Genomic DNA, 21,764 nt, shown 5'->3' with positions numbered 1-21,764 from the left:
CCGGGACTGCTCGCTGTCACCCGATCGCCGCACAATGGGGCCATGGCCACACCCACCCTGCTCAAAGCCCAGTTCTTCACCGACGCGGAGGCGGCCCTGGCGCATGCCACCAGCATCTACAACGCCGGCATCGCCCACCTGCGCGACAGCCTGCAGCGCTTCGTGGCTGGCGAGGCGCTCGGGCAGCATGTGCGGGCCTGCTACCCCTACCTGCGGGTGCACACCGACACGGTGGCCCGCGCCGACAGCCGGCTGGCGTACGGCTTCGTCGCCGGGCCCGGCACCTACGAGACCACCCTCACCCGGCCGGACCTCTTCGGTCGCTACTACCGGGAGCAGTTCTCGCTGCTGTTGAACAACCATGGTGTCTCGCTCGAAGTGGGCATGAGCTCGCAGCCGATTCCGGTGCACTTCTCGCTCGCCGAGAACGACCACCTGGAGGGCAGCCTCACCCGCGAACGCCGCCTGCTCCTGCGCGACCTCTTCGACCTGCCCGACCTGGCCGCCATGGACGACGGCATTGCCAACGGCACGCACGAGCCGGAGCGCGGGGCGGACGGCCGCATCCGCCACCCGCTGGCGCTCTTCACCGCGCCCCGGGTCGACTACTCGCTGCACCGCCTGCGCCACTACACGGCCACGGCGCCCGAGCATTTCCAGAACTTCATCCTCTTCACCAACTACCAGTTCTACATCGACGAGTTCGTGCGCCTCGGCCATGAGGAGATGGCCAAACCCGATGGCCAGTACGACGCCTTCGTGGAACCGGGCAACGTGGTGACGCGGCGCACCGGCCTGCCGAGCGAATCCGGCGACGAAACCGGCATCGCCCCGCCCCGCCTGCCCCAGATGCCGGCCTACCACCTGGTGCGCGGCGATCGCGCCGGCATCACCATGGTGAACATCGGCGTGGGCCCGGCCAACGCCAAGACCATCACCGACCACATCGCGGTGCTGCGCCCGCACGCCTGGATCATGCTGGGCCACTGCGCGGGCCTGCGCAACACGCAGGCGCTGGGCGACTACGTGCTGGCCCACGGCTACGTGCGCGAGGATCACGTGCTCGACGAGGAGCTGCCGCTGTGGGTGCCCATTCCACCGCTGGCCGAAGTGCAGGTGGCGCTCGAATCGGCGGTCGAGGAAATCACCCAGCTCAAGGGCTACGAGCTCAAGCGCATCATGCGCACCGGCACGGTCGCGAGCACCGACAACCGCAACTGGGAGCTGCTGCCCTCGCACCATTCGGCCAACGCGCCGGAGCGCCGCTTCAGCCAGAGCCGTGCGATCGCGCTCGACATGGAAAGCGCCACCATCGCGGCCAACGGCTTCCGCTTCCGCGTGCCCTACGGCACCCTGCTGTGCGTGAGCGACAAGCCCCTGCACGGCGAGATCAAGCTGCCCGGCATGGCCAACCACTTCTACCGCGAGCGGGTCGACCAGCACCTGCGCATCGGCATTCGCGCCGTCGAACTGCTGCGGGACCAGGGGGTCGACCAACTGCACAGCCGCAAGCTGCGCAGCTTCGCCGAAGTGGCGTTTCAGTAAGGCGCGTCGTCCACGCGCCAGGTGCGCGGCGGTTGGCTCGCGAACACCGACTCACCGTGCAGCCAGCGCGGTGGGCCGTCGACATGCACCCATGTCAGGGCGAGATCCGCGCATTGCCAGGTCCAGGCATCCACCGGCGTCCCGACGGGCGCTCGCCGGGTCGCCACGCGGGCCAGCCGGTCGGGGCTCGCGCCTTCCGTGAGCCGCTTGATCCACGCTTCCTTCACGGTCCAGAGTTCGCGGAAGGCCTCCTGTTGAGGCGTGTCGGAGAGCATGGCGAGTCGCTGCTGCTCCTCGGCATTGCAGACAGCTGCGGCCAGGCCCATCACGTCGCGACGGCGGCCGGCCGCCTCGATGTCCAGGCCGGCCGGCGTGTTCGAAATGGCCGCCGCAACCCAGTCGCCGCTGTGGCTGAGCGCCAGCGCCGGACCGCCGCCGGGAACGACAGGCGGCAGGTCCTCGGGCGCGTCGAGCGGCCAGTCGAAGGCTGGGTCACCGCCGCACACCGTCGCCAGCAGGCGGCGCAGCAGCACGCGGCCCGCCAGGAAGGAGGCGCGTCGCCGTGCCGAGGTGAGGCGCGCCAAGCGCGCCTGCTCCGGCGCGCTCAGCCAGGCGATGAGCCCGCCTTCGGCCTCCGCCGCCAAGGGGGCGATGCGGTCCAGCCAGAGGACCGCGCCGTTCAGCGCGACTCGGGCCACCGCCGGAAGACCAGCGAGGTGTTGAGGCCGCCGAAGGCGAAGTTGTTGCTCATCACCAGATCGGTCCGGATCTCGCGACCTTCGCCCACGATGTAGTCGAGGGGCGCGCAGCGCGGGTCGACGCGGGTCAGGTTGATGGTGGGCGCGAACCAGCCCTCGCGCATCATCTCGAGCGTCATCCAGGCCTCGAGCGAACCGCAGGCCCCGAGCGTGTGGCCCATGTAGCTCTTGAGCGAGCTGATGGGCACGCGGTTGCCGAAGACGGCATGCGATGCGGCCGATTCGGCGATGTCGCCCTGGTCCGTGGCGGTGCCGTGCGCGTTGACATAGCCGATGTCGTCGGCCGCCACGCCGGCGTCCTCGAGGGCGAGGCGCATGGCCATCGCCATGGTGTCGGCATTCGGGTGCGTGACGTGCTTGCCGTCGCTGTTGGTGCCGTAGCCGACCACCTCGGCAATGATGCGCGCGCCGCGCGCCTCGGCGTGCGACAGCTCCTCGAGAATGAAGCTGCAGCCCCCTTCACCCAGCACCAGGCCGTCTCGTTCGGCATCGAAGGGCCGGGGCGTGAGCTCCGGTTCGTCATTGCGGGTGCTGGTGGCGAACAGCGTGTCGAACACCGCCGCGTCCATCGGGTGCAGCTCCTCGGCGCCGCCCGCGATCATCGCGACCTGGCGGCCGGACTGGATCGCCTCGTAGGCGTAGCCGATGCCCTGGCTGCTCGACGTGCAGGCGCTCGACGAGGTGATGACGCGCCCGGTGATGCCGAAGAACACGCCGATGTTGACCGCCGCCGTGTGCGCCATGCACTTGATGTAGGTGTTGGCGGTGATGCCTTCGGTCGTGGTGCCGACGATCATGCGGCCGAAGTCGCCGATGGCGGCCGGCGAGCCGATGGACGACCCGTACGAGATGCCCATGCGGCCGCTCTGCACGAGCGGGTCACCCAGCAGGCCGGCATCGGCGAGCGCGAGCTCGCTGGCGCGCGTGCCGAACAGCGCGACGCGGCCCATGCTGCGCATGGTCTTGCGGTTGTAGTGCTCCGGCAGGTCGAAGTGCTGCACGAGCGAGCCGAGCCGCGTGTTCAGGCCCTCGTAGACCTCCCAGCCGGGCATCACCTGGATGCTGCTGCGCCTGGCCAGCAGGCGCTCACGCACGGTGGGCCAATCGTGACCGAGGGGGCTCAGGGCACCGATGCCCGTGACGACGACGCGCTTGCTCATCCGACCATCCCTCCGTTCACCGAGATCACCTGCCGCGTGATGTAGGCGGCATCGGCCGACATCAGGTAGGCCACCAGCGAGGCCACCTCTTCGGGGCGGCCCATGCGGCGCAGCGGGATCATCTTCATCGCCTCGTCGAGCACCTCCTGCGGAACCATCTCGGTGTCGATCAGGCCGGGGGCCACGCAATTGACGGTGATGTCGCGCTTGGCCAGCTCGATGGCCAGCGCCTTGGTCGCACCGATGATGCCCGCCTTGGCCGCGCTGTAGTTGGTCTGCCCGCGGTTGCCCACGAGGCCGGAGACCGATGCCAGGGTCACGATGCGCCCGGGACGGCGGCGGCGAACCATCGGCATCACGACCGGATTGAGCACGTTGTAGAAGGCATCGAGGTTGGTGTGGATGACGGCATCCCACTCCTCGCCCGACATGGCCGGAAAGGCGTTGTCGCGGGCAATGCCGGCATTGCAGACGACGCCGTAGTAGGCGCCGTGGGCGTCGGTATCGGCTTGCAGGGCGGCGGCAGCCGCCGCACGGTCGGCCACGTCGAAGCTCAGCACACGCGCCTGGCGGCCGGCCGCGCGGACCTCGGCAGCCACGCCTTCAGCCTGCTCGAGCCCCGTGCGGCAATGGACGACGATGTCGTGCCCGGCCTGCGCCAGGCGCAGGGCGATGGCGCGGCCGATGCCGCGGCTCGAGCCGGTGACGAGGATGGTGGTGGGATCGGACATCAGGGGGTACTGCCTCTCAGAATGCTTTCGCCATCCTCGGGCTCGAAGATGGACAGACGGGCGGTGGCGACTTCCTCGCCTTCGCGCAGGATGCGGCAGTCGAACATGCCGAGGCCGTTGGCGCCCACGAACTCCTGGTGCACCTCGACGCGCAGCCGGGTGCCGGCCGCGAAATCGGGCACATGGGCCTGGTAGCGCCGGGTGCCGAGCAGCATGCCGAGGCGGGGCGATCCGCCCTGCAGCGCATGCTGTGCGCCCGACCATGCGGAGATGGTCTGGGCCATGTATTCGAGACCCACCCAGCCCGGCATGCGGCCTTCGTGCACGAAGAGCCCGTCGGCCGGCACGGTGACCTCGGCCACGGCATCGGTGGGGCCGGCCTCGACGAGCCGGTCGATCAGCAGCATGGCGCCGCGGTGGGGGACGTAGGCTTCGATCGGGTTCATGCGGCACCGAACAGCAGAGCGGCATTGCTGCCGCCGAAGGCGAAGGACTGGCTCAGCACGTGGCGCGGCGAGCGCCCGAGGCGCTGGCCCGGCGCCACCAGGTGCAGGGCCGGCAATTGCGGGTCGCGCGCGCCATCCCACCAGTGCGGCGGCAGTCGGCCCTGCGGATTGTCGACCAGCGTGAGCCAGGCGATCGCCGCCTCGATGGCCCCGGCCGCGGCCAGCGCATGGCCGGTGAGCGGCTTGGTGGAACTGACCGGCACGTCGCGGCCGAGCACCTGTGCCACCGCGGCGCTTTCCATCGCGTCGTTCAGCGGCGTGGCGGTGCCGTGCAGGTTCACGTAGTCGATCGCCGCGGCGGCCAGGCCGGCGCGGGCCAGCGACTGGCGGATCACCTCCTCGGCGCCGCGGCCGGTGGGGTCCGGCGCCGACATGTGGTGCGCGTCGGATCCTTCGCCCCAGCCGGCCAGGCGCAAGGGACCCGGCTCGCGCGTCATGAGAAAGAGCGCCGCCCCTTCGCCGATGTTGATGCCGTTGCGATTGACCGACATGGGGTTGCATCGCGCCGCGGACACCGACTCCAGCGCGCTGAACCCGGCGATGGTGAACTCGCACAGGGCGTCGACGCCGCCAGCCACGACCGCATCGACCAGTCCCGCGCGCAACAGGCGGGCGCCGGAGGCCAGGGCCTTGGCACCCGAGGAACAGGCGGTGGAAATGACATGGGCCGGACCACGGGTGCCCAGTTCCCCGGCCAGCCACTGTGCGGCGTTGCCCATCTCCTGCAGCGCATAGCTGAAGCCGTCGGGCCAGCGGCCTTCGGCCTGCCAGAGGCGGCTTGCCCGCTCGCCCTCCTCGACCCCCGACGTGCTGACCCCCAGGATCACGGCCACGCGGCCGGGCCCGAAGCGCGCAATGGCGGCATCGATCGCTGCGCGTGGTTCGGCCAGGGCCGCGGCCAGCACCGCGTTGTTGCGGCTGCGCTGGTGCGGCGGCGCATTCACCGGCAGCATCACGTCCGCCGGCAGCAGGCCGAGGTGCAACGGCCGGCCCGGCGTGTAGCGATCGGTCTCGACGACGCCTCCGCAGGCCTCGGCGAAAAGGCTTCGCCGGACCGCGGCCTGGTCCATGCCAAGGGCGCACACCACGCCCATGGCGTTGAGGAACACGGAACCGCTCATGGCCCGTCCCTCGTGTCGACGACGAGGTGATAGCCGTCGCGAAGGTGGTGGATCTCGATGCGCTGCGCCGACGGATAGCTGACGGTGACCACCGGCGCGGCCGCCTGACGCAGCACGCGGCCGCCGGCGGGCGTGTCCAGGAACCAGCCGCTCGGCAGCGCCGCGCGCACCACGTCCTCGGGCCACATGGCCAGCTGCAGGTCGCTCAGGATGCGCTCGCCGGATACCACGGCGGGCAGCCACGAGGCGCGTTGCTCGTCCAGCCGAACGCCGTCCCAGGTGAGCCGCGCCGCGGTCTGGCCCATGCTGACAAGGGCCAGCCGGACCGCCTGTGCATCGGCCTCCAGCAGCACGTCGATGCGCTGGGTACGCCCCTGCACCGTGGCCGCGAGCTGCTGCTGCACCGCCAGGCTGCGCCCGAGCGACGCCGGCGAGAGGCGCAGGGTCGGGGCGTCGTCCGTTGCCGCCGGGCCGCACTCGGCCGCCGCGGGCGACGCAGGCGGCTGGGGCCGGGTGGCCGCGCAGCTGGCCAGCAGCGCCAGCACCACGAGCGGCATCAGGGGCGTCAGGCGAAGCATGAGTTCAGGCCGCCTTGCCGAAGCGCAGCAGCGAGTGGCAGTAGCCGATGCCGTCGCGCGAGGTGATGAGCTCGAGGCCGGCGTCCTTGGCCAGACGCAGGTAGTCGGCGCTCTCGTAGACCTTGCTGTTGCCGCTCGCCATCGCGGTGAAGTACGGCGAGGTGTTGATCAGGCAATAGGCCGCGATGTCGTAGCGCTGCCGGTCCCAGAGGGTGTCGAGGATGAGCACCTGCCCACGCGGCGCCAGCGCATCGGCGGCGCGTTTGAGGATGGAGGCGATCACCGGCTCGCTGAAGCAGCTGAGGAACTGGCTCATCCAGATGAGGTCCATGCCGCCCGGGAACGCGGAGTCCGGCTTGAGCATGTCCACCGGATGAAAGTGCGCCCGTTCGGCGAGGCCCTCTTCCTCCAGCCGCCGTTGCGCCACGGCCAGCTGCTGCGGCAGGTCGACCAGGTGCAGCGCCACCGTGGGCTGGTGGTTGAGCGCCGCGATGCTGAACTTGCCCGTGTTGGCCCCGATGTCCATCACGCGGGCCGGCGCGGTGGCGAACACGTCCGGGAGGATGGACGGGAAGGAGGTGTCGGAGTAGAGGTGGTCGAAGGCGAACCAGCTGCTCTGCGCGGGCTCGGCCAGTTCGGCAAGACCCTGGTACAGCGTCGGCCACTGGCCGAGGGCCGGCAGGCCGGCCGGTGTTTCAGTGACGAGGGACTGGTCCAGATGGAACAGGCCTTCGTAGCAGACGTCATTCACGAAATCGATGTTGACCTGGGTGATGCTGTCGCTCAGCACGCAGTAGCCGGCCTTGTCGAGGACGTAGCGGCCCTCCACCAGCTGCACCACGCCGGCGGACAGGCAGGTCTCGAGCACCACCTTCAGGCGGTAGGGGCTCCACCGGCCGGTCGCGGCCAGCTGCTCCACCGCGATGCCGGCCTCGCCGGCGGCGGCCAGCGCATCGAGCATGCCGTGCTTCCAGGCGTGCCGCACGCACTGGAACACCACCGGACCGAAGGCAATCTTCTGGGCTTCGAAGCGGGCCTCGAAGGCGGACTGGCCCTCGGGAGAAAAACGTTTGGTGAGCAAAGGAAGTCGCCTTGAAGTCAGAGTGAAGTATCCCAGGCTGCGCGGGGCGTCAGCTGCAGATCTCGGCCAGCACCGCCAGGCGGCGCTTGGGTTCGGCCACGAAGGGGTTGCGCGTGTCCCAGGCGTAGCCGGCGAGGATGGAGGAAATCATGCGGTGCACCTCGGGCGAGCCCCCCTCGTGGAAGATGATCTTCTGGAAGCTCCCCTGGTACCAGGCCTCGACGTAGGCACGGAAGGTGTCGACGCCGGCCTTGAGCGGCACGGCGTAGTCACGCTGCCAATCCACCGTTTCGCCGGCGGCCTCGCGGGCGAGGCACTCCGAGGCAAGGCTCGCCGACTTGAAGGCAATCGTCACGCCGCTCGAGAAGACCGGGTCGAGGAACTCGCCGGCATTGCCGAGCAGGGCGAAGCGATTGCCCCAGAGCGAGCTGACGTTGGCCGAGTAGCCGACGATCTGGCGCGCCGGGGTGTCCCACACCGCACCGGCGAGCAGCGTCGACAGGCCCGGGTCCTCGGCGACGATGGCGCGCAGGCGCTCGGTCTCGGTGCCGGTGCAGCGCGACAGGAAGTCGTTGTGGGCGACCACGCCCAGCGAGCAGCGGCCGTTCGAGAAGGGAATGGTCCAGTACCACACGTCCGGGTGCTCCGGGTGCACGGTGACGCGGATCTTCTGGCGGTCGAAGTTGCTTCCCATGGGGATGCGGTCCTCGACGTGCGTGAAGATGGCGCCGCGCACCGGGAAGTTCGAAGGCGACTCGAGCTTGAGCAGGCGCGGCAGGATGCGGCCGAAGCCGCTGGCGTCAAGCAGAAAGCTCGCCTCGATCTCGCGCACGGCGCCTTCGGCGTCCTTCACGGACACGCGCGGGCGTGCGCCCGTGACGTCCACGGCCACCACCTCCTGGCGGTAGCGCACGTCCGCCCCCGCACGGGCGGCCGCGTCGGCCAGCACCTTGTCGAAGCTCGCACGCTGGACCTGGTACGTGCTGCCCCAGCCGGGCGAGAACTTGTCGCGGAAGTCGAACTCGGTGTACTTGCCGTTGCAGGCGAAGGCCGCGCCGTTCTTGTACTGGAAGCCGGCTTCCACCACGTCACGCAGCATCCCGGCCGCCTCGATGTACTCCATGCTCTGGGGCAGCAGGCTTTCGCCGATCGAGAAGCGCGGGAACTGCTCGCGTTCGATCACGGTCACCTGGCGCCCCTGCTTGCGCAGCAGGCCGGCGGCCACGGCGCCGGCAGGCCCGGCGCCGATGATGAGGATGTCGGCTTGTTCGGTTGTTTGGGGCATCGCGGCGTCCGGAGATGGGGTCAAGAGGTGGCGCAGGCCAGGGCCGCGTCGTCGCGGACGGCCTGCAGGAAACGGAAGGGGCAGCCGCATTCGTCCTGCTCGACACGGAAGCCGTGCCGGGCCAGCAATGCGGGAAGGGGTTGACGGTGCCAGGCGTCGGCGAAAGGCTCGAACACCCGCAGCGCCAGCAGCTTGTAGTACAGCCCGGCCAGGCCGTGGGCGCGCCACACCTGCCAGGGCGACTGCTGCCATTGCACCGGCGAGGGTTCCAGCATCACCACCCGGCCGCCCGGCCGTACGATGCGCTGCATCTCGGCCAGCACCTGAACCAGGTAGCGCGGAGGCACCTCGTGCAGCAGGAAGCACACGGCAGCTCCGTCGACGCTGGCATCTGCCAGCCCGGTGTGCTCGGCCATGCCCTGCTGCCAGTCGATGCCGGGGTAGGTGCGGGCCGCACACTGCAGCAGGTACGGCGACGGGTCGAGCCCGATCACGTTCGGGATGCCGGCGGCCTTCAAGGCACCCGCCATGTGGCCTGCGCCGCAACCGAGGTCGATGACCCGGCGCGCGCCCGCGGCGGCCAGCACCCCGGCCACGCGGGCACGGCCCCGGGCCATGCTGCCCAGCATCACGCGGTCGAACCAGCGGGCATAGCCGGCGCTGATGTGCTTGGAGTAATTGCCGTTGGGCAGGTTGTGGAACTCTTGCAGGACGTAGCGACTGATGCGCTCGGTGCCCGGCATGCCCGGCGGCAGCTCGACGCGCGCGCGAGCGCGGCCCAGCACATGTCGCGCCAGGCGCCACGGCGTGCCCGGGCGGCTCCAGTCGAGCCGATCCGGCCAGGCGTCAGGCAGTTCCACTGCCGCCCAGTCGATCGTCGAATCGGCAGATGTCCCCTCGGTCATGGCTCGCGCTTGGTCGAAACCAGCGATTTTGGCTGATTGAACGGCCGTCCGATTCACCCATGCAGGGGAATCGACAGCGTGGGTTCACATCCCCGGGATTTGTGCACGGCGGCCGGGCCGTGCGAAGTAGAACCATTCCTGGCCCGGTTGGGCGCGAGGGTTCGGAAAGACCACGTGGCCATCGGCCGGGGCCCGGACGGGGGTGCCGTCGTGCCGGGTGCCGATGAGCTCGCCTTCGGACACCGGGTCGAAGCTGGCCCAGTCACGGGCCAGCCGGTCGCCCGGGTGGTCCAGGTCGGCCACGTCCACGAGGGTCAGCAGCTGGAAGGCGGCCGCCGGCGGGGCGAGCGGGCCGTCGCAGAGGCCGAGCAGCGCCAGCGTCTGGCGGATGGCGCGATAGGCCACCTCGGGCGCGGCCGGGTCGTCGTGCTGGCCGCACTCGAGCGTGATGCCGTAGCCCCCTCGGGTGCGCATGTACTCGGTGGTGCCGACACCGTAGGCCGGGTCGCATTCCAGGCCGGCAGGCCCGGGACGCGCGCAGCGACGCGCCACGCCGCGGGCGTAGGTGTCGAGCCAGCCCTCCACCAATCGGGTGGGGCCCAGGTGGACGGCCAGGCGCGTCTCGGCCTCGGCATGGCCGAAGGCCTCCAGCGGGCCCGGATTGTCGGGCGGGCCGATCATGGCGAAGGGTTCGCCCGCGGTATGGAAGGAGTGCAGGTCGAGCAGGACCTCGTGCGCCGACAGCATGGGGCACAGCACGTTGGCGAGGTGGTCCTCGTAGTCGCGCGGCGTGTCAGTGGGCAGGAGGCGGCGGTTGAGGTTGCGCTCGCCCTGGCGCTCGCGCCGGGCGTGCGCCAAGGGGTTCGCCACCGGGACGAGGGTCAGCAGGCCGCGGCTGATCGCAAGCTCGCCGCGCTCGATCTCGGCCAGCAGGCGGCGGATTGCCAGGGTGCCGCAGACCTCGTTGCCGTGCACGCCACCCAGGATGATGAGGCGCGGGCCCGGGCGCAGGCCGGCGAACTGGTGAGCCCGCAAGGTGCCGGTCGCGCCGGCCGTCACGTGAGGAGAAACCATGCGGCATTGTGACGCGCGGCCTCGCCGGGCGCGGTGACGAGGGTCATGGCCGCTCGGTACACTGCGCCGCGACGCCACCTTGCGGAGTTGCCATGCCCCTCTTTCCCCAAGCAGCGCTGAACGAGGGCGTCAGGCGGCGTGAACTGCTCGGCTGGGCCCTGTACGACTTCGCCAACTCCGGCTACACCACCGTCGTGTTGACCGCGGTGTTCAACGCCTACTTCGTGGCGGTGGTGGCCGGCGGGGCGCCCTGGGCGACGCTCGCCTGGACCGGGACCATCGCCCTGTCGAGCCTGATCGTGATGATCGCCCTGCCCCCGCTGGGCGCCTGGGCCGACCTGCACGGTGCGAAGAAGCGCCTGCTCGGCGCTGCCACGCTGGCGTGCGTGCTGGGCACCGTGGCACTGGCCTTCGCCGGCCCCGGCATGCTGGTCTGGGCGGTGGCGGCCGTCGTGGTGTCGAACGTGGCCTACGCGAGCGGCGAGTCCCTGATCGCGGCCTTTCTGCCGGAGCTGGCACGTCCCGAGTCGATGGGCCGGGTGTCGGGCTGGGGGTGGAGCCTGGGCTACCTCGGCGGCATGCTTGCGCTCGGACTGTCGCTCGCCTGGGTGCTGTGGGCGCAATCGCGTCAGCAACCGGCCACCGACTACGTGCCGGTGACGCTCTTCATCACCGCCGGCATCTATGCCCTGGCGGCGCTTGCGACCTTCGCGCTGCTGCGGGAACGTGCCGCGCCGGCGCGGCACGACGCCGCGCAAGGGACCGGCTTCGCAGCGGCCTGGCGCCGCCTGGCCGCGACCTGGCGCGACGCCCGCCGTTACCGGGACTTCGTCTGGTTCCTCGCCTGCAGCACCAGCTACCAGGCCGGCATCGCCGTGGTCATCACGCTGGCGGCCGTCTACGCCAAGGAGGCGATCGGCTTCGGCGACGCCGAAACCATGCTGCTCATCTTCCTCGTGAACATCGCCTCGGCCGTGGGTGCCTTCGGGTTCGGGTATTGGCAGGACCGCATCGGCGACCTGCCCGCACTGCGCATCACGCTGTTCGGGTGGATCCTGATGTCCGGGCTTGCCGTGGCCTCGACCGGCCCCGGGCTGTTCTGGGCGGCCGCTGTCGTGGCGGGCCTGTGCATGGGGTCGAGCCAGTCGGCCGGACGCGCCATGGTGAGCCGCTTCACTCCGCAGGACCGCCACGCCGAGTTCTATGCCCTGTGGACCTGGGCGACGCGGCTGGCCACCATCGTGGGGCCGGTCACCTACGGGCTCATGACATGGCTGCTGCAAGGCAACCACCGCGTCGCGATGGGGGTGACCGCACTGTTCTTCGTGGGCGGCCTGCTGTGCCTGCGACGCGTCGACATGGCCCGGGGCCAGCAGGCCGCAGCCACCGCATGAACCGCCCACACGCCAAGGTGGCATGACCAACGTCATTTTTTCGAGACACTCCCCCCAGATGATGCATGACAGCAGGGCACCACGAGGCCTAACCTGCAGCCAGGGTCACGGTTGGACGGCCCTGTGAGGAGCAGCAGATGAAGACGTCGACGATGAACCCATGTCGCTACGAACTTCGATTCCAGCCGCTCGTGCCGGAAGGGGAAGTCTTTGCCTTTCCCTGCGACGCCGAAGGCCACGTCGACCTCGACGGGCTGAGCGACCGGGACCGCGGCGAATACCTCTACGCGCGGGCCGTCATCGGCCGAGAGGTGGCGATGCCGGCGGTGCGCCAGAGCGGGCACTGACAGGCAGGCGGAACATCGGCGCCAGCGCCCAGACGAGCAGGATCCCGAACAACAGGGTCAGCCCGAAGGCGCGCAGCGCCGGCGTGGACGACAGGCCGAGCAGGCCGAACGACAACCAGGTACTGGCCGCGCCCAGCGCCACGGCGAGCCAGGCGGAACCGTCTCCATCGTGCTCGATGAGGAAGATGCCGTAGTCGACGCCGATGCCCAGCAACAGCACGAGCGCCAGCACGTTGAACAGCTGGAAGGGCTGGCCGATCCACCCCAGGATGCCGAGCGTGAGGCCGGTCGCGATGAGGGTGGGCAATGCGGCGCGCCAGGCCAGTCGCCGCAGCCGCCACCACAGCACGCCGTAGACGATGGCGTGGGCCGCCACCAGCAGCCACGTCATCGCAAGCCGGTAGCGGCCGAGCAGGCGCGACACCTCGGCGGTCTTGTCGACCCAGCGGACGCCAGCGAGCCCCTCGGGCACCTCGGCGAGCGTGCCCAGCAGCGACGGGTCGTGCAGACCGCGCAGCATCACCACGCTCGCCACCCCGTCGCGCACCGGGCCGAGCCACAGGTCACGCGCGGGTGCCGACACCGGATGCGCCCGCCAGCGCTCGATGTCGAGCGGGTCGGGCTCGAAGTCGGCGCGTTGCAGCGTCTCGCCGAGCGAGGCGTTGACCGCCGCGACGACAGCGCCCTCGATGCGGGCCGTGAGGCGCGCATCCTCGGCCTGCCGTGCCGCGGACGGCACCCAGTCCGAGACGGCACGGTAGCCCCCGAGGCGACCTTCGCGCACCAGCGTGTCGAGTCGCGACTTCAGGGCCTCCTCGCGGACCAGCACCTGCTCGGCGTCGGCACCCGACACGAGGTAGAACTGCGCCGGACTCGGCACCCCCAGCAAGCGGCCGGTCTCGCGCTGCGATTGCACCAGCGCCGCGGGCGAGCCCTGGAGCTGGCGGATGTCGTCGCGTGTCTGCAGCTGCCACCAGCCGGCAGCGCACACGGCCGCGACGACGACGTGGAGCGCCATCAGCGACGGCGAGCGGCTGAAACGGGGCCAGCGGGACAGGCTGGCGGCAACCGCCGCACCGAATCGCGTGGGGCGCACTCGGCCGCGGTCGAGCAGCGGGAACCAGCACACCGCCGTCAGGAAGGCCGCGGCCAAGCCGATGGCCGAGAACACGGCCATCTGTCGCAGGCCGGGGAACGGGGCGAGCCCGAGCGTCAGGTAGGCGACCACGCTGGTCGCCAATGCCAGCAGCAAGCCGGGCAGCAGCTGGCGCATCATGGTGCGCGGCGCCACCTCGGGATGCCCCTGGCGACTGGCGAAATAGTGGATGCCGTAGTCCTCCGCCACACCCACCAGGCTCGCGCCAAAGACAAGGGTGATGAGGTGCACCTCGCCGAAGAGCCAGGCCGTCACCGAGAGGGCCGACGCCACCCCCACCACCAAGGACAACGCCACCAGCGTGATCGGGCGCAAGGACCGGAAGGCGAGCCACACGAGCAGCAGCACCGCGGCGAGCGACCCCCAGCCGATGGTGTTGATCTCGCGGCTGGCCTGGACGGCGGCCGCCTCGGCATGAAGCGGAACGCCTGCCTGCAGCACGAGCAGGTCGGGGGTCTTCTCACGGGCCGCTCGTTCGCCAGCGCCCAGCAGGCCACCCAGCACCGGCTCCCCGTCGAGCGCGAAGGCGGAGCCCTTGACCTCGTACGGGAGCGCGATCCATTCGCGCCCTTCGGCGCTCAGGGCAAGTTCACCGTCGCGCGGACGCAATCGCGTGTCCGCCGCGCGCTCGCTCCACCAGGGCGCCCAGAGGGACAGCGGGTCGGCCGTCCAGTCGGACAGGCGGCCTCCGGCCGCCGGTTGGTACAGCGCGGCCAGCGCCCCCTGGACCCAGCGATCGGCCGGCTCGGTGCTCAGGCGGGTGCGCTGCTCGGGCGTGAGAAGGCGGTCACGCCAGGGACGGTAGAACTCGATGCTGCGGCCGAGCGCCTGTGCATCCATGCCGGCCGACGGGACCAGGGCCGCTGCCCCGGGGTCGCGCGCCATGGCGGCGCGCCATGCCGTGGCCGCTGCACGGGCTGCCGCCCAGTCGGGCGCTCCCAAAAGCACGATCACCTGGCGCGACGCGCTGTCGGCGAGCCGGCGGGTGGCCTCGCTCACCTCGGGTGCATGCTCGTCCTCGGGCAGCAGCGCCAGCACATCGGTGTCGATCGCAGGGGCGCGCCAGAACTGCACCTGGTGCACGACCACCACGGCCACGAACACCAGCCACGCCAGGGCCGCGAAGGGCCAGGCGCGTGCGCGCCAGGCCGGTGCCGCCATGGGAACCCGATCAGTCAAAGCGGGCGCCGTCTTCGCGGCTGAGCGAGGTGGCCGTCGCCTGGCCGGACAGCGCGATGGCGCTGCTGTCACCACCGGCCTCGGCCAGTCGCACCTGGCGCACGAAGCGGTCACCCTCGAGCTCAATGCGGGCCACCCACTGGGCGAGGGCGGCATCCTTCGGGGTCAGCACCAGGCGCCAGGCGGCTGCCCCTTGCAAGGCACCCTCGATCTGGAAGCGCTGGGCCAGCACATCGAAGTCCGCGGCCATCAGGGCGAACAGCATCTCGTTGACGGCGCGGATGCCGGGCTCGCGCGCCGCATCGACCTGCGTGTCGACGGCGCCACCGGCCTGTCGGGACAACAGCCGGTCACGCGTGATGACGAGTTCGGAGGCGAAGGGCTCCCGGGTGTGCCACAGCACGCCGCGGTCGCGCGCAACGATGAAATCGCCTCGCGACACCAGCGGTTGGCGGAATCCCTTGACCGTCTTGCGCTGCTCGAAGCAGCCCTTGAGCACCGGTGCGTCGGCGAGACGGCGACGCACCTGCTCCAGCAGCGAGGGTGCAGCGCCCGCCGGGGCTTTGGCGGCCGGCGCGGCACCAAGGGCCATGCCGCCGAGTCCCGCCAGGCCGAGGCCGAGGCCGAGGCCGAGCATCGAGCCCCTCAGCAGGGTGCGGCGCTTCATGCCGACACCCCCAGGCGGTCCCACAGCACCTGCGGGCAGACATAGCACATCTCGCGGGTGGCCACGTCGATCGCCACCTGGATGGTGTAGCCGGTGGTGAGCTTGCGGCCGGTGGACTGCTCGCGAATGACGTACTCGACGCGCACCCGGTTTTCCCACTCGACGACCTTGCAGTGCACGACGACGGGCTCGCCGTACGTCGCGGACGCCACGTACTTCAGCCGGATGTCCACGATGGGCCAGGCATAGCCCGACTCGCCCATCTGCCGGTAGCCGTAGTTGAATTTCTCGAAGAGCGCGGCGCGGGCTGCCTCGAAGAACTTGACGTAGTTGCCGTGCCAGACGATGCCCATCGGGTCGACGTCGTAGAACTCCGGGCGCACCACGTGCGCATGGGTGAGGTCAGGCGTGCTCATGCAGGGACTTCCAGTGGCCGCCCCGCTGGCGCGTCAGCAGCGCCTGCAGGTCGGTGTCGAGCGCCCGGTCTTCGGCGACGAAGGCGATCAGGTCGGTGAGTTCGGACTCGAAGGCCGCCAGGGGCGCGGAGAGCACGAGCGTCGGTTCAAGCCGACGGCGCAGGGCCAGGCCCTGGCGTGCGGTGATGAGCATGGCTGCCACGACCTGCTCGGTGAGCTCGAGCACGCGCAGGCAATCGCGGGCGGCAATGGTGCCCATGCTGACCTTGTCCTGGTTGTGGCACTCCGTCGAGCGCGAGAACACGGAGGCGGGCATCGCCTGCTTGAGGGCCTCGGCCGTCCATGCGGACACACTGATCTGCAGCGCCTTGAGGCCATGGTTGATCGCCGCGCGCGGGCCGGTCGCGCCCGACAGGTTGGACGGCAGGCCATGGTTGAAGCGGGTGTCGACGAGCAGCGCCATCTGGCGATCGAGCAGGTCCGCCACGTTGGCCACGGCGGTCTTGAGCCCGTCCATCGCGAAGGCGATGTGGCCGCCGTAGAAATGGCCGCCGTGCAGCACGCGCTCGCCCTCGGCGTCGATGATCGGGTTGTCGTTCGCGCTGTTGAGCTCGTTGTCGACCAGCGTGCGGAAGAAGGGCAGCGCGTCCTCGAGCACGCCGATGACGTGGGGCGCGCAGCGCAGCGAGTAGCGATCCTGCAGGCGCTGGTCGTTGCGGCTGGCACGCGCGGCGTGCCCCGTGTCGAGATCGGCGCGCAGGCGGGCCGCGACCCGCTGCTGGCCGGCGTGTGGCTTGACGCTGAACAGCGTTTCGTCGAAATGGTGGGCATTGCCGCTGCTGGCCACGACGTTGCAGGCCGTCAGCCGCGTGGCGAGACGGCTCACCTGTTCAGCCCGCTGGAACGCGAGGCAGGCGAGCGCCGTCATGACGGCCGTGCCATTCATGATGGCCAGGCCCTCCTTCGGCCGCAGGCGCAGCGGCTGCACGCCCAGCTCGGCCAGCGCCTCGGCGGCGGGCCGCCGGCGGCCCGCATGCAGCACCTCGCGTTCGCCGCAGAGCACGGCGGCCACATAGGACAGCGGCGTCAGGTCGCCGCTGGCGCCCACCGAACCTTCGGCGGGGATGAGCGGCAGCACGTCGTTCACCAGCAGGCACTCGAGCTGCTGCAGCAGCGCCACGCTGACGCCGGACATGCCCTGGGCGAGCGACGCCAGCCGCACGGCCAGCACGGCCCGCGTTTCCTCGGGCGTGAGGAATCGGCCCGCCCCGCAGCCGTGGTAGGTGTACAGGTGATGGGGCAGCTCGGCCACCAGGGCCGGCGGAATGGTCACCGTGCACGAATCGCCATAGCCCGTCGTGACGCCATAGATGACGCCGTCCTCGCGCAGCAGGCGATCGAGGAAGTCGGCGCCGCGGGCGATGCGCGCGCGAAACGCCGGGTCTGTCGACAGTTCCGCACGGGCGCTGCGGGTCGACAGGGCGACGATGTCGTCCAGCGTCAGCCGGCTGCCGTCGAAGCGGACGCAGGGAAGCGCAGAGGGAGAGGCAGTCATGGTCGGGCCCAGAAGGGAAAGAAGTTGAACCACTCGTACGGCGCCTTGGCCAGCATGGCTTCAAGGCGCTGGGCGTAGCGGTTGGCGCAGTCAGTGAGCACCTCGTCGCGCACCTTGCGCGGCAGGGCCAGTTGTTCGGCGAGCGGTTCGAACCGGACGGTGTGGCCGTCGCCTTCGCGCAGGCAGGCCATCAGGTAGAGCGGGCACTTGAGCAGCGCGGCCAGCACGTAGGGGCCGACCGGCCAGCGGGCATCCTGCCCCAGGAAGGGCGCCGTCACCGTGCGGCCACCACCGACGGGCACTCGGTCTCCGGCGATGGCGACGAACTCGCCGGCCGCCACCCGTTCGCCCAGCAGCACGGCCGTGGCCGGCGTGATGTCGGTGACCTGGATCAGGCGCACGGCACCAGCCGGATCGAGGCGCCCGAGCACTCGGTTGAACTGCTCCGCATGGGCCGTGTGAACCAGCACGTTGAGGCGAAGGCGGCGGGTGTGGGTGGCGGCGGCCTGGCACATCTCGAGGCAACCCATGTGGGCGGTGACGAACACGCCGCCCTGCCCGCGCGCGATCATGTCGAGCACCGCCTCGGCGCCTTCGAAGCGCAGGCGCTCGAAGCGGTAGCGGCCGCTCATGGCCAGCGTCTTGTCGAGCAGGGTGTCGGCGAAGGACAGGAAATGCCGAAGCCCATGACGCCATCCGGGCGGGCCGCCCAGCGCGCCGTGCGCTGCCTGCATGCGCTGCAGGTAATCCATGGAGGCGCGCCGCGCCAAGCCACGACGCAGCCAGTAGTACGTCACGACCGGGTACAGCACGATCAGGAAGGGCACCCGCCCGAGAAGCCGGTGCACGGCCATGAGCAGGCGCATGCCGAACACGAAGGTGCTCTCGCCGATGTCCGCCCAGTGCGGCGATGCGCCGTTCGGCGCGGCCGCCACGGCGGGCTCGGCCGCGGGCGTGTCCGTGCGTTCCTGCGGCCTCACGTGCGCACCTTGCGCCACAGCAGCAGGGGCAGGCGCAGCAGCATGCCGGCAAAGAGCCGGGCGTGCATGCGCGAGATCAGGACGTTGTCCTGCAGGCCGCGAAAGTGGGAGATGCCGTCCTGCGGGTAGGTGACGGCGGTGGGCACGTTGACCATGCGCACGCCGCGCCAGTGGAGCCGGACGAGCACTTCGGAGTCGAAGTCCATGCGGCGGCCGAGCCGGGCGCTGTCGAAGACGGCGACCGCCGCCCGCAGCGGGTAGACCCGGAAGCCGCACATCGAGTCGACGATGTCCAGCGAGAGGGTATTGATCCACACCCACACGTGCGTGAGGTAACGGCCATAGAGACGCCCCTTCGGCACGGAACGGTCGTACACCGGCGTGCCGCAGATCACGTCGGCGGGGTGGGCACGGGCAAGGTCGAGGAAGCGAGGGATGTCGCCCGCGGCATGCTGGCCGTCGGCGTCGATCTGCAAGGCGTGGCTGTAGCCGAGGCGCAAGGCCTCGCGCAGGCCGGCCATCATGGCGCCGCCCTTGCCTTGATTGAGCGGCAGGCGCACCAGCGTGACGCCTTCGACTTCCGCAGCCAGACGGTCCAGCACGGCCGCGCAGTGCGGCTCGCTGCCGTCGTCGACCAGCACGCACGGCAGGCCGTGGGCGCGCACGGCGGCCACCATGGCGCCGATGGTGGCCGGGTGGTTGTAGACGGGAATCACCGCCGTCGCGCGGAAGGAGGAAGCGTCAGTCATGGCCATCCGGACGGAACACCACCGACCCGCCAGCATGCGTGCCGGCGTCCGATGTGTAGACGAACCCCAGCACGCGGTCGGCCGCGCGCCAGTGCAGGCTCAGTTCCAGTGAGGTACCCGGGCGCACCGGTCGCTGGAACTTGAGCGCATCGAGCCGCAACATGCGGTCCGGCAAGGAGAAGCACTCGGCGGCATAGCGAACCGCCCAGTCGACCTGCGCCACGCCGGGCAGCACGGGCGTGCCGGGAAAGTGGCCGTCGAAGACCAGCAGGTCGGCCGCCACGTCGAGACGGGCCACGGCGCGCTCCGCATCGCGCGACACCCACTGCGCCTCGGGTCGCAGCGGGCGGAACAGCGCCTGCAAGGCGGCCAGCGGCGTCTTGCCCTGCGCGTTCGCCGGCAACCGGTCGACAAAGCGGAACCGGCGCGGCAAGGCGACGCGCTCCACACTCTGCAGCAACACCGCACGCAGGCGGTCGTTCAGGGCGCGCTTGCCCTCAGACAGCACCGCGCGGCCGGCGTCGTTCGGCACGCCGACCACCCCCAAGCGGGAGGACGACGCATCGGGCAGTTCCACCACCCGCGCCTCGACCAGCAGGCCGCTGGACAGCAGGGCTTGCTCCATGGCGTTGAGGGACACGCGCTTTTCCTCGATCTTGACGATGCGGTCGGCACGGCCGCGCAGCAGGAACCCACCGTCGGCATCGGCTTCGGCCCGGTCGGCCGTCACGTACCAGCCGTCGTCGGGCAAGTGGGGGGATTGCACGGCCAGCAGGCCATCGGAGTCGACCTCCCAGCGCACGCCGGGCAGGGCCGTCCAGTGGTCCGCGTGCAGGGCACGCTGCCGCCAGGCGATGCCGCCGGTCTCGGAGCTGCCGAACACCTCGATCGGCGACTGGCCGAGCAGGGTCTGCGCGGCCTCGCTGGCCTCGGGTGGAAGCGGCCCCCCTGACGAGAACACCGCCACCAGTCGGTCGCGAGCGGCTTGCCATGGCAAGGATTGGGGCAGGCGCTTGAGATGGGCCGGACTCGTGACCAGGACACCGGGAGCGTCGGCCAGGCGCGCGGCAATGTCTTCCGGGTAGCGCAGGCGCTCGGCGACCAGGGGGCGACCGGCGGCCAGCGGCCACAACGCATGGAACAGCAGGCCGTAGATGTGCTGGTGCGACACGGTGGCATGCACCTGGACCGGCCCCTGTGTGGATCCGCGCGAGGACAGCAGCGGACCGAAAGCCTGCTCCAGCGTGCGGACCTCGGCATCGAGCTGGGCCAGGGATTTGTCGATGGCCAGCGGCTCGCCGCTCGAACCGGAGGTGTGCACCACCACGCGGGTGCCCTGCAGGTCCAGGGGCGCGAGAGCCGACGGACGGGCAACGTCGATCGCGATCGGCCGCACGGCCCCGGGCAGGTCGCCTGCGCAGGCCGCCACGTCAGGCAGCAGGCGGGCCAGGGTGTCGGCCTGGGTGTCGCCCGGGAGGGCCACCGACTTGCCGGCATGCCAGGCGCCGTACAGTGCGCCGACGAAGGCGTAGGTGTCCTCGAAATGGAGGGCGACGCGGGGACCCTCGACGCGAGCGAAGGCGGCGCGCCAGCCGAGGACCTCCTCGATGAACTGTTCGCGGGTGCGGATCACGTCGCCGACACGGGCCACGGGGCGCTGCGACAGGCCCGCCATGCCCGTGGCCGACACCACATCGGCAAGCGACAGCCACTCACCCATGGGTCACTCCCGCTTCGGCACGGGCGCGAACCCGGCGGCGCACCAGCCATTCGCCCGCGAACAGCAGGCCCATCAGCAGGTAGCTCACGAGCCCGTTGTAGAGCGCCCAGACTTCGTTCGACGCCCACAGCGCCGACCAGAGCGCCACGGCCCCGTTGAACACGAAGAAGCCGCACCACACCTGCGTGACGCGGCGGGTGTAGGCGACGCCGGAGGCCGGCAAGTCGGGTTCGGCGAGTCGGGCGAGGCGCTCGATGGCGCTGGGAGGGTGCGAGAGGCTCACGGCAAACACGATGAGAAAGACGGCATTGACCAGCACCGGGTAGAGCTTGAGCGGCAGCAATGCGTTGCCCACGGCACTCAGCGCCGCCAACAGCACGGCCCCGGCTGCGGCCGCCGACCAGAAGACGGTGCGCGCGACCAGCGCGCGCACCAGGGCGAGCGACCCGAGCAGCAGCGCCAGCCACTGCGGCTGCAGCCGCGTGATGCCCGCGTAGACCAGGAACGGGTACGCGACCGTGACGGCGCCGAGCAGCACCGCCATCGGTTTGACGGACCGGTTCACGCCCGGCCGAAGGGCATCAGGCGGGGTCATGCACCATTCGGTGCAGCGAATCGACGACGTCCTGCACGGTGCGAACCGACTTGAACGCCTCGGGCTGCAGGCGCTTGCCCACCAGCGGCTTGAGCTGCACGATCAGGTCGACGGCATCGATGCTGTCGATGTCCAGGTCGGCGTTCAGCGAGGACGAGAGCGAGATGCGCTCCGGCGCGATGTCGAAGGTCTCGTGGAGGATGGAGACGATCCGGTTGAAGATGTCGTCTTTGGTCATGATGGTCGGCCCACGGTCAGGCAA

Annotated in this window: 22 protein-coding genes; 3 read left to right on the top strand and 19 right to left on the bottom strand. The window is 70.6% G+C overall.

Annotated elements, in window-relative coordinates:
* The first annotated feature begins 42 nt into the window (after positions 1 to 42).
* Positions 43 to 1,545, top strand: a complete 1,503-nt coding sequence (locus ACSQ2F_RS00195) for an AMP nucleosidase (RefSeq protein ID WP_436018565.1) — start codon at positions 43 to 45, stop codon at positions 1,543 to 1,545.
* On the opposite strand, the gene ACSQ2F_RS00190 is transcribed toward ACSQ2F_RS00195, so the two are convergent.
* The 10 genes from ACSQ2F_RS00190 to ACSQ2F_RS00145 form a co-directional block, all read right to left on the bottom strand.
* Positions 1,539 to 2,243, bottom strand: a complete 705-nt coding sequence (locus tag ACSQ2F_RS00190; protein WP_436018563.1) for a 4'-phosphopantetheinyl transferase family protein — start codon at positions 2,241 to 2,243, stop codon at positions 1,539 to 1,541. The genes ACSQ2F_RS00195 and ACSQ2F_RS00190 overlap by 7 nt on opposite strands.
* On the bottom strand, positions 2,225 to 3,463 hold the full coding sequence (locus ACSQ2F_RS00185; RefSeq protein ID WP_436018561.1) for a beta-ketoacyl-ACP synthase: 1,239 nt from the start codon (positions 3,461 to 3,463) through the stop codon (positions 2,225 to 2,227). Before ACSQ2F_RS00185 ends, ACSQ2F_RS00190 begins: the two co-directional genes overlap by 19 nt.
* The gene (locus tag ACSQ2F_RS00180) at positions 3,460 to 4,194 is read right to left on the bottom strand and encodes a 3-ketoacyl-ACP reductase FabG2 (protein ID WP_436018559.1); all 735 of its coding nucleotides are present in this window, start codon (positions 4,192 to 4,194) and stop codon (positions 3,460 to 3,462) included. The genes ACSQ2F_RS00185 and ACSQ2F_RS00180 overlap by 4 nt, the downstream gene beginning before the upstream one ends.
* The gene (locus ACSQ2F_RS00175; RefSeq protein ID WP_436018557.1) at positions 4,194 to 4,640 is read right to left on the bottom strand and encodes an ApeP family dehydratase; all 447 of its coding nucleotides are present in this window, start codon (positions 4,638 to 4,640) and stop codon (positions 4,194 to 4,196) included. The genes ACSQ2F_RS00180 and ACSQ2F_RS00175 overlap by 1 nt, the downstream gene beginning before the upstream one ends.
* The gene (locus ACSQ2F_RS00170; RefSeq protein ID WP_436018555.1) at positions 4,637 to 5,821 is read right to left on the bottom strand and encodes a beta-ketoacyl-ACP synthase; all 1,185 of its coding nucleotides are present in this window, start codon (positions 5,819 to 5,821) and stop codon (positions 4,637 to 4,639) included. Before ACSQ2F_RS00170 ends, ACSQ2F_RS00175 begins: the two co-directional genes overlap by 4 nt.
* A complete protein-coding gene (locus ACSQ2F_RS00165; protein WP_436018553.1) occupies positions 5,818 to 6,399 on the bottom strand; it encodes a DUF3261 domain-containing protein in 582 nt (193 codons plus the stop codon). Before ACSQ2F_RS00165 ends, ACSQ2F_RS00170 begins: the two co-directional genes overlap by 4 nt.
* Positions 6,400 to 6,403: 4 nt before the next feature.
* Positions 6,404 to 7,480, bottom strand: coding sequence for an SAM-dependent methyltransferase (locus tag ACSQ2F_RS00160; RefSeq protein ID WP_436018551.1), 1,077 nt, complete (start codon positions 7,478 to 7,480; stop codon positions 6,404 to 6,406).
* Between the two features lie 49 nt (positions 7,481 to 7,529).
* Entirely contained in the window at positions 7,530 to 8,765 is a 1,236-nt protein-coding gene (locus ACSQ2F_RS00155) for an NAD(P)/FAD-dependent oxidoreductase (protein ID WP_436018549.1), read from the bottom strand.
* A gap of 20 nt (positions 8,766 to 8,785) precedes the next feature.
* A complete protein-coding gene (locus ACSQ2F_RS00150) occupies positions 8,786 to 9,670 on the bottom strand; it encodes a class I SAM-dependent methyltransferase (protein ID WP_436018547.1) in 885 nt (294 codons plus the stop codon).
* 84 nt (positions 9,671 to 9,754) lie between these two features.
* Positions 9,755 to 10,744 (bottom strand): succinylglutamate desuccinylase, encoded by a 990-nt coding sequence (locus ACSQ2F_RS00145; protein WP_436018545.1) that lies wholly within the window; start codon positions 10,742 to 10,744, stop codon positions 9,755 to 9,757.
* Between the two features lie 92 nt (positions 10,745 to 10,836).
* Here ACSQ2F_RS00145 and ACSQ2F_RS00140 point away from each other — a divergent pair, with 92 nt between their 5' ends.
* Together ACSQ2F_RS00140 and ACSQ2F_RS00135 are read left to right on the top strand one after the other, a co-directional pair.
* A complete protein-coding gene (locus tag ACSQ2F_RS00140) occupies positions 10,837 to 12,138 on the top strand; it encodes an MFS transporter (protein ID WP_436018543.1) in 1,302 nt (433 codons plus the stop codon).
* A 137-nt stretch (positions 12,139 to 12,275) separates the two neighbouring features.
* The gene (locus ACSQ2F_RS00135) at positions 12,276 to 12,485 is read left to right on the top strand and encodes a hypothetical protein (protein WP_436018541.1); all 210 of its coding nucleotides are present in this window, start codon (positions 12,276 to 12,278) and stop codon (positions 12,483 to 12,485) included.
* On the opposite strand, the gene ACSQ2F_RS00130 is transcribed toward ACSQ2F_RS00135, so the two are convergent.
* Genes ACSQ2F_RS00130 through ACSQ2F_RS00090 form a run of 9 tightly spaced genes read right to left on the bottom strand, consistent with a single transcriptional unit; the run spans position 12,436 to position 21,740 of the window.
* Positions 12,436 to 14,820 carry an MMPL family transporter gene (locus ACSQ2F_RS00130; RefSeq protein WP_436018539.1) on the bottom strand — a complete coding sequence of 795 codons (2,385 nt, stop codon included), beginning with the start codon at positions 14,818 to 14,820 and terminating at the stop codon, positions 12,436 to 12,438. The genes ACSQ2F_RS00135 and ACSQ2F_RS00130 overlap by 50 nt on opposite strands.
* Entirely contained in the window at positions 14,813 to 15,487 is a 675-nt protein-coding gene (locus ACSQ2F_RS00125; protein ID WP_436018537.1) for an outer membrane lipoprotein carrier protein LolA, read from the bottom strand. The genes ACSQ2F_RS00130 and ACSQ2F_RS00125 overlap by 8 nt, the downstream gene beginning before the upstream one ends.
* Positions 15,484 to 15,903: an acyl-CoA thioesterase gene (locus tag ACSQ2F_RS00120; RefSeq protein ID WP_436018535.1), complete on the bottom strand. Its 420-nt coding sequence runs from the start codon at positions 15,901 to 15,903 to the stop codon at positions 15,484 to 15,486. Before ACSQ2F_RS00120 ends, ACSQ2F_RS00125 begins: the two co-directional genes overlap by 4 nt.
* Positions 15,890 to 17,458: an HAL/PAL/TAL family ammonia-lyase gene (locus tag ACSQ2F_RS00115; protein WP_436018533.1), complete on the bottom strand. Its 1,569-nt coding sequence runs from the start codon at positions 17,456 to 17,458 to the stop codon at positions 15,890 to 15,892. The genes ACSQ2F_RS00120 and ACSQ2F_RS00115 overlap by 14 nt, the downstream gene beginning before the upstream one ends.
* Complete coding sequence (locus ACSQ2F_RS00110; protein WP_436018531.1) at positions 17,455 to 18,438, bottom strand: LpxL/LpxP family acyltransferase; 984 nt, start codon at positions 18,436 to 18,438, stop codon at positions 17,455 to 17,457. The genes ACSQ2F_RS00115 and ACSQ2F_RS00110 overlap by 4 nt, the downstream gene beginning before the upstream one ends.
* Positions 18,435 to 19,187 carry a glycosyltransferase family 2 protein gene (locus tag ACSQ2F_RS00105; protein ID WP_436018529.1) on the bottom strand — a complete coding sequence of 251 codons (753 nt, stop codon included), beginning with the start codon at positions 19,185 to 19,187 and terminating at the stop codon, positions 18,435 to 18,437. The genes ACSQ2F_RS00110 and ACSQ2F_RS00105 overlap by 4 nt, the downstream gene beginning before the upstream one ends.
* Positions 19,180 to 20,907: an ApeI family dehydratase gene (locus ACSQ2F_RS00100; protein ID WP_436018527.1), complete on the bottom strand. Its 1,728-nt coding sequence runs from the start codon at positions 20,905 to 20,907 to the stop codon at positions 19,180 to 19,182. Before ACSQ2F_RS00100 ends, ACSQ2F_RS00105 begins: the two co-directional genes overlap by 8 nt.
* A complete protein-coding gene (locus tag ACSQ2F_RS00095) occupies positions 20,900 to 21,502 on the bottom strand; it encodes a hypothetical protein (RefSeq protein ID WP_436018525.1) in 603 nt (200 codons plus the stop codon). The genes ACSQ2F_RS00100 and ACSQ2F_RS00095 overlap by 8 nt, the downstream gene beginning before the upstream one ends.
* Complete coding sequence (locus ACSQ2F_RS00090; protein WP_436018523.1) at positions 21,489 to 21,740, bottom strand: acyl carrier protein; 252 nt, start codon at positions 21,738 to 21,740, stop codon at positions 21,489 to 21,491. Before ACSQ2F_RS00090 ends, ACSQ2F_RS00095 begins: the two co-directional genes overlap by 14 nt.
* Between the last annotated feature and the right edge of the window lie 24 nt (positions 21,741 to 21,764).

The sequence above is a fragment of the Rhizobacter sp. LjRoot28 genome, from assembly GCF_964253025.1.
Classification (GTDB): Bacteria; Pseudomonadota; Gammaproteobacteria; order Burkholderiales; family Burkholderiaceae_C; genus Rhizobacter.
The sequence above is the reverse complement of the archived record's forward strand: the minus strand, read 5'-3'. Positions and strand labels throughout refer to the sequence as shown.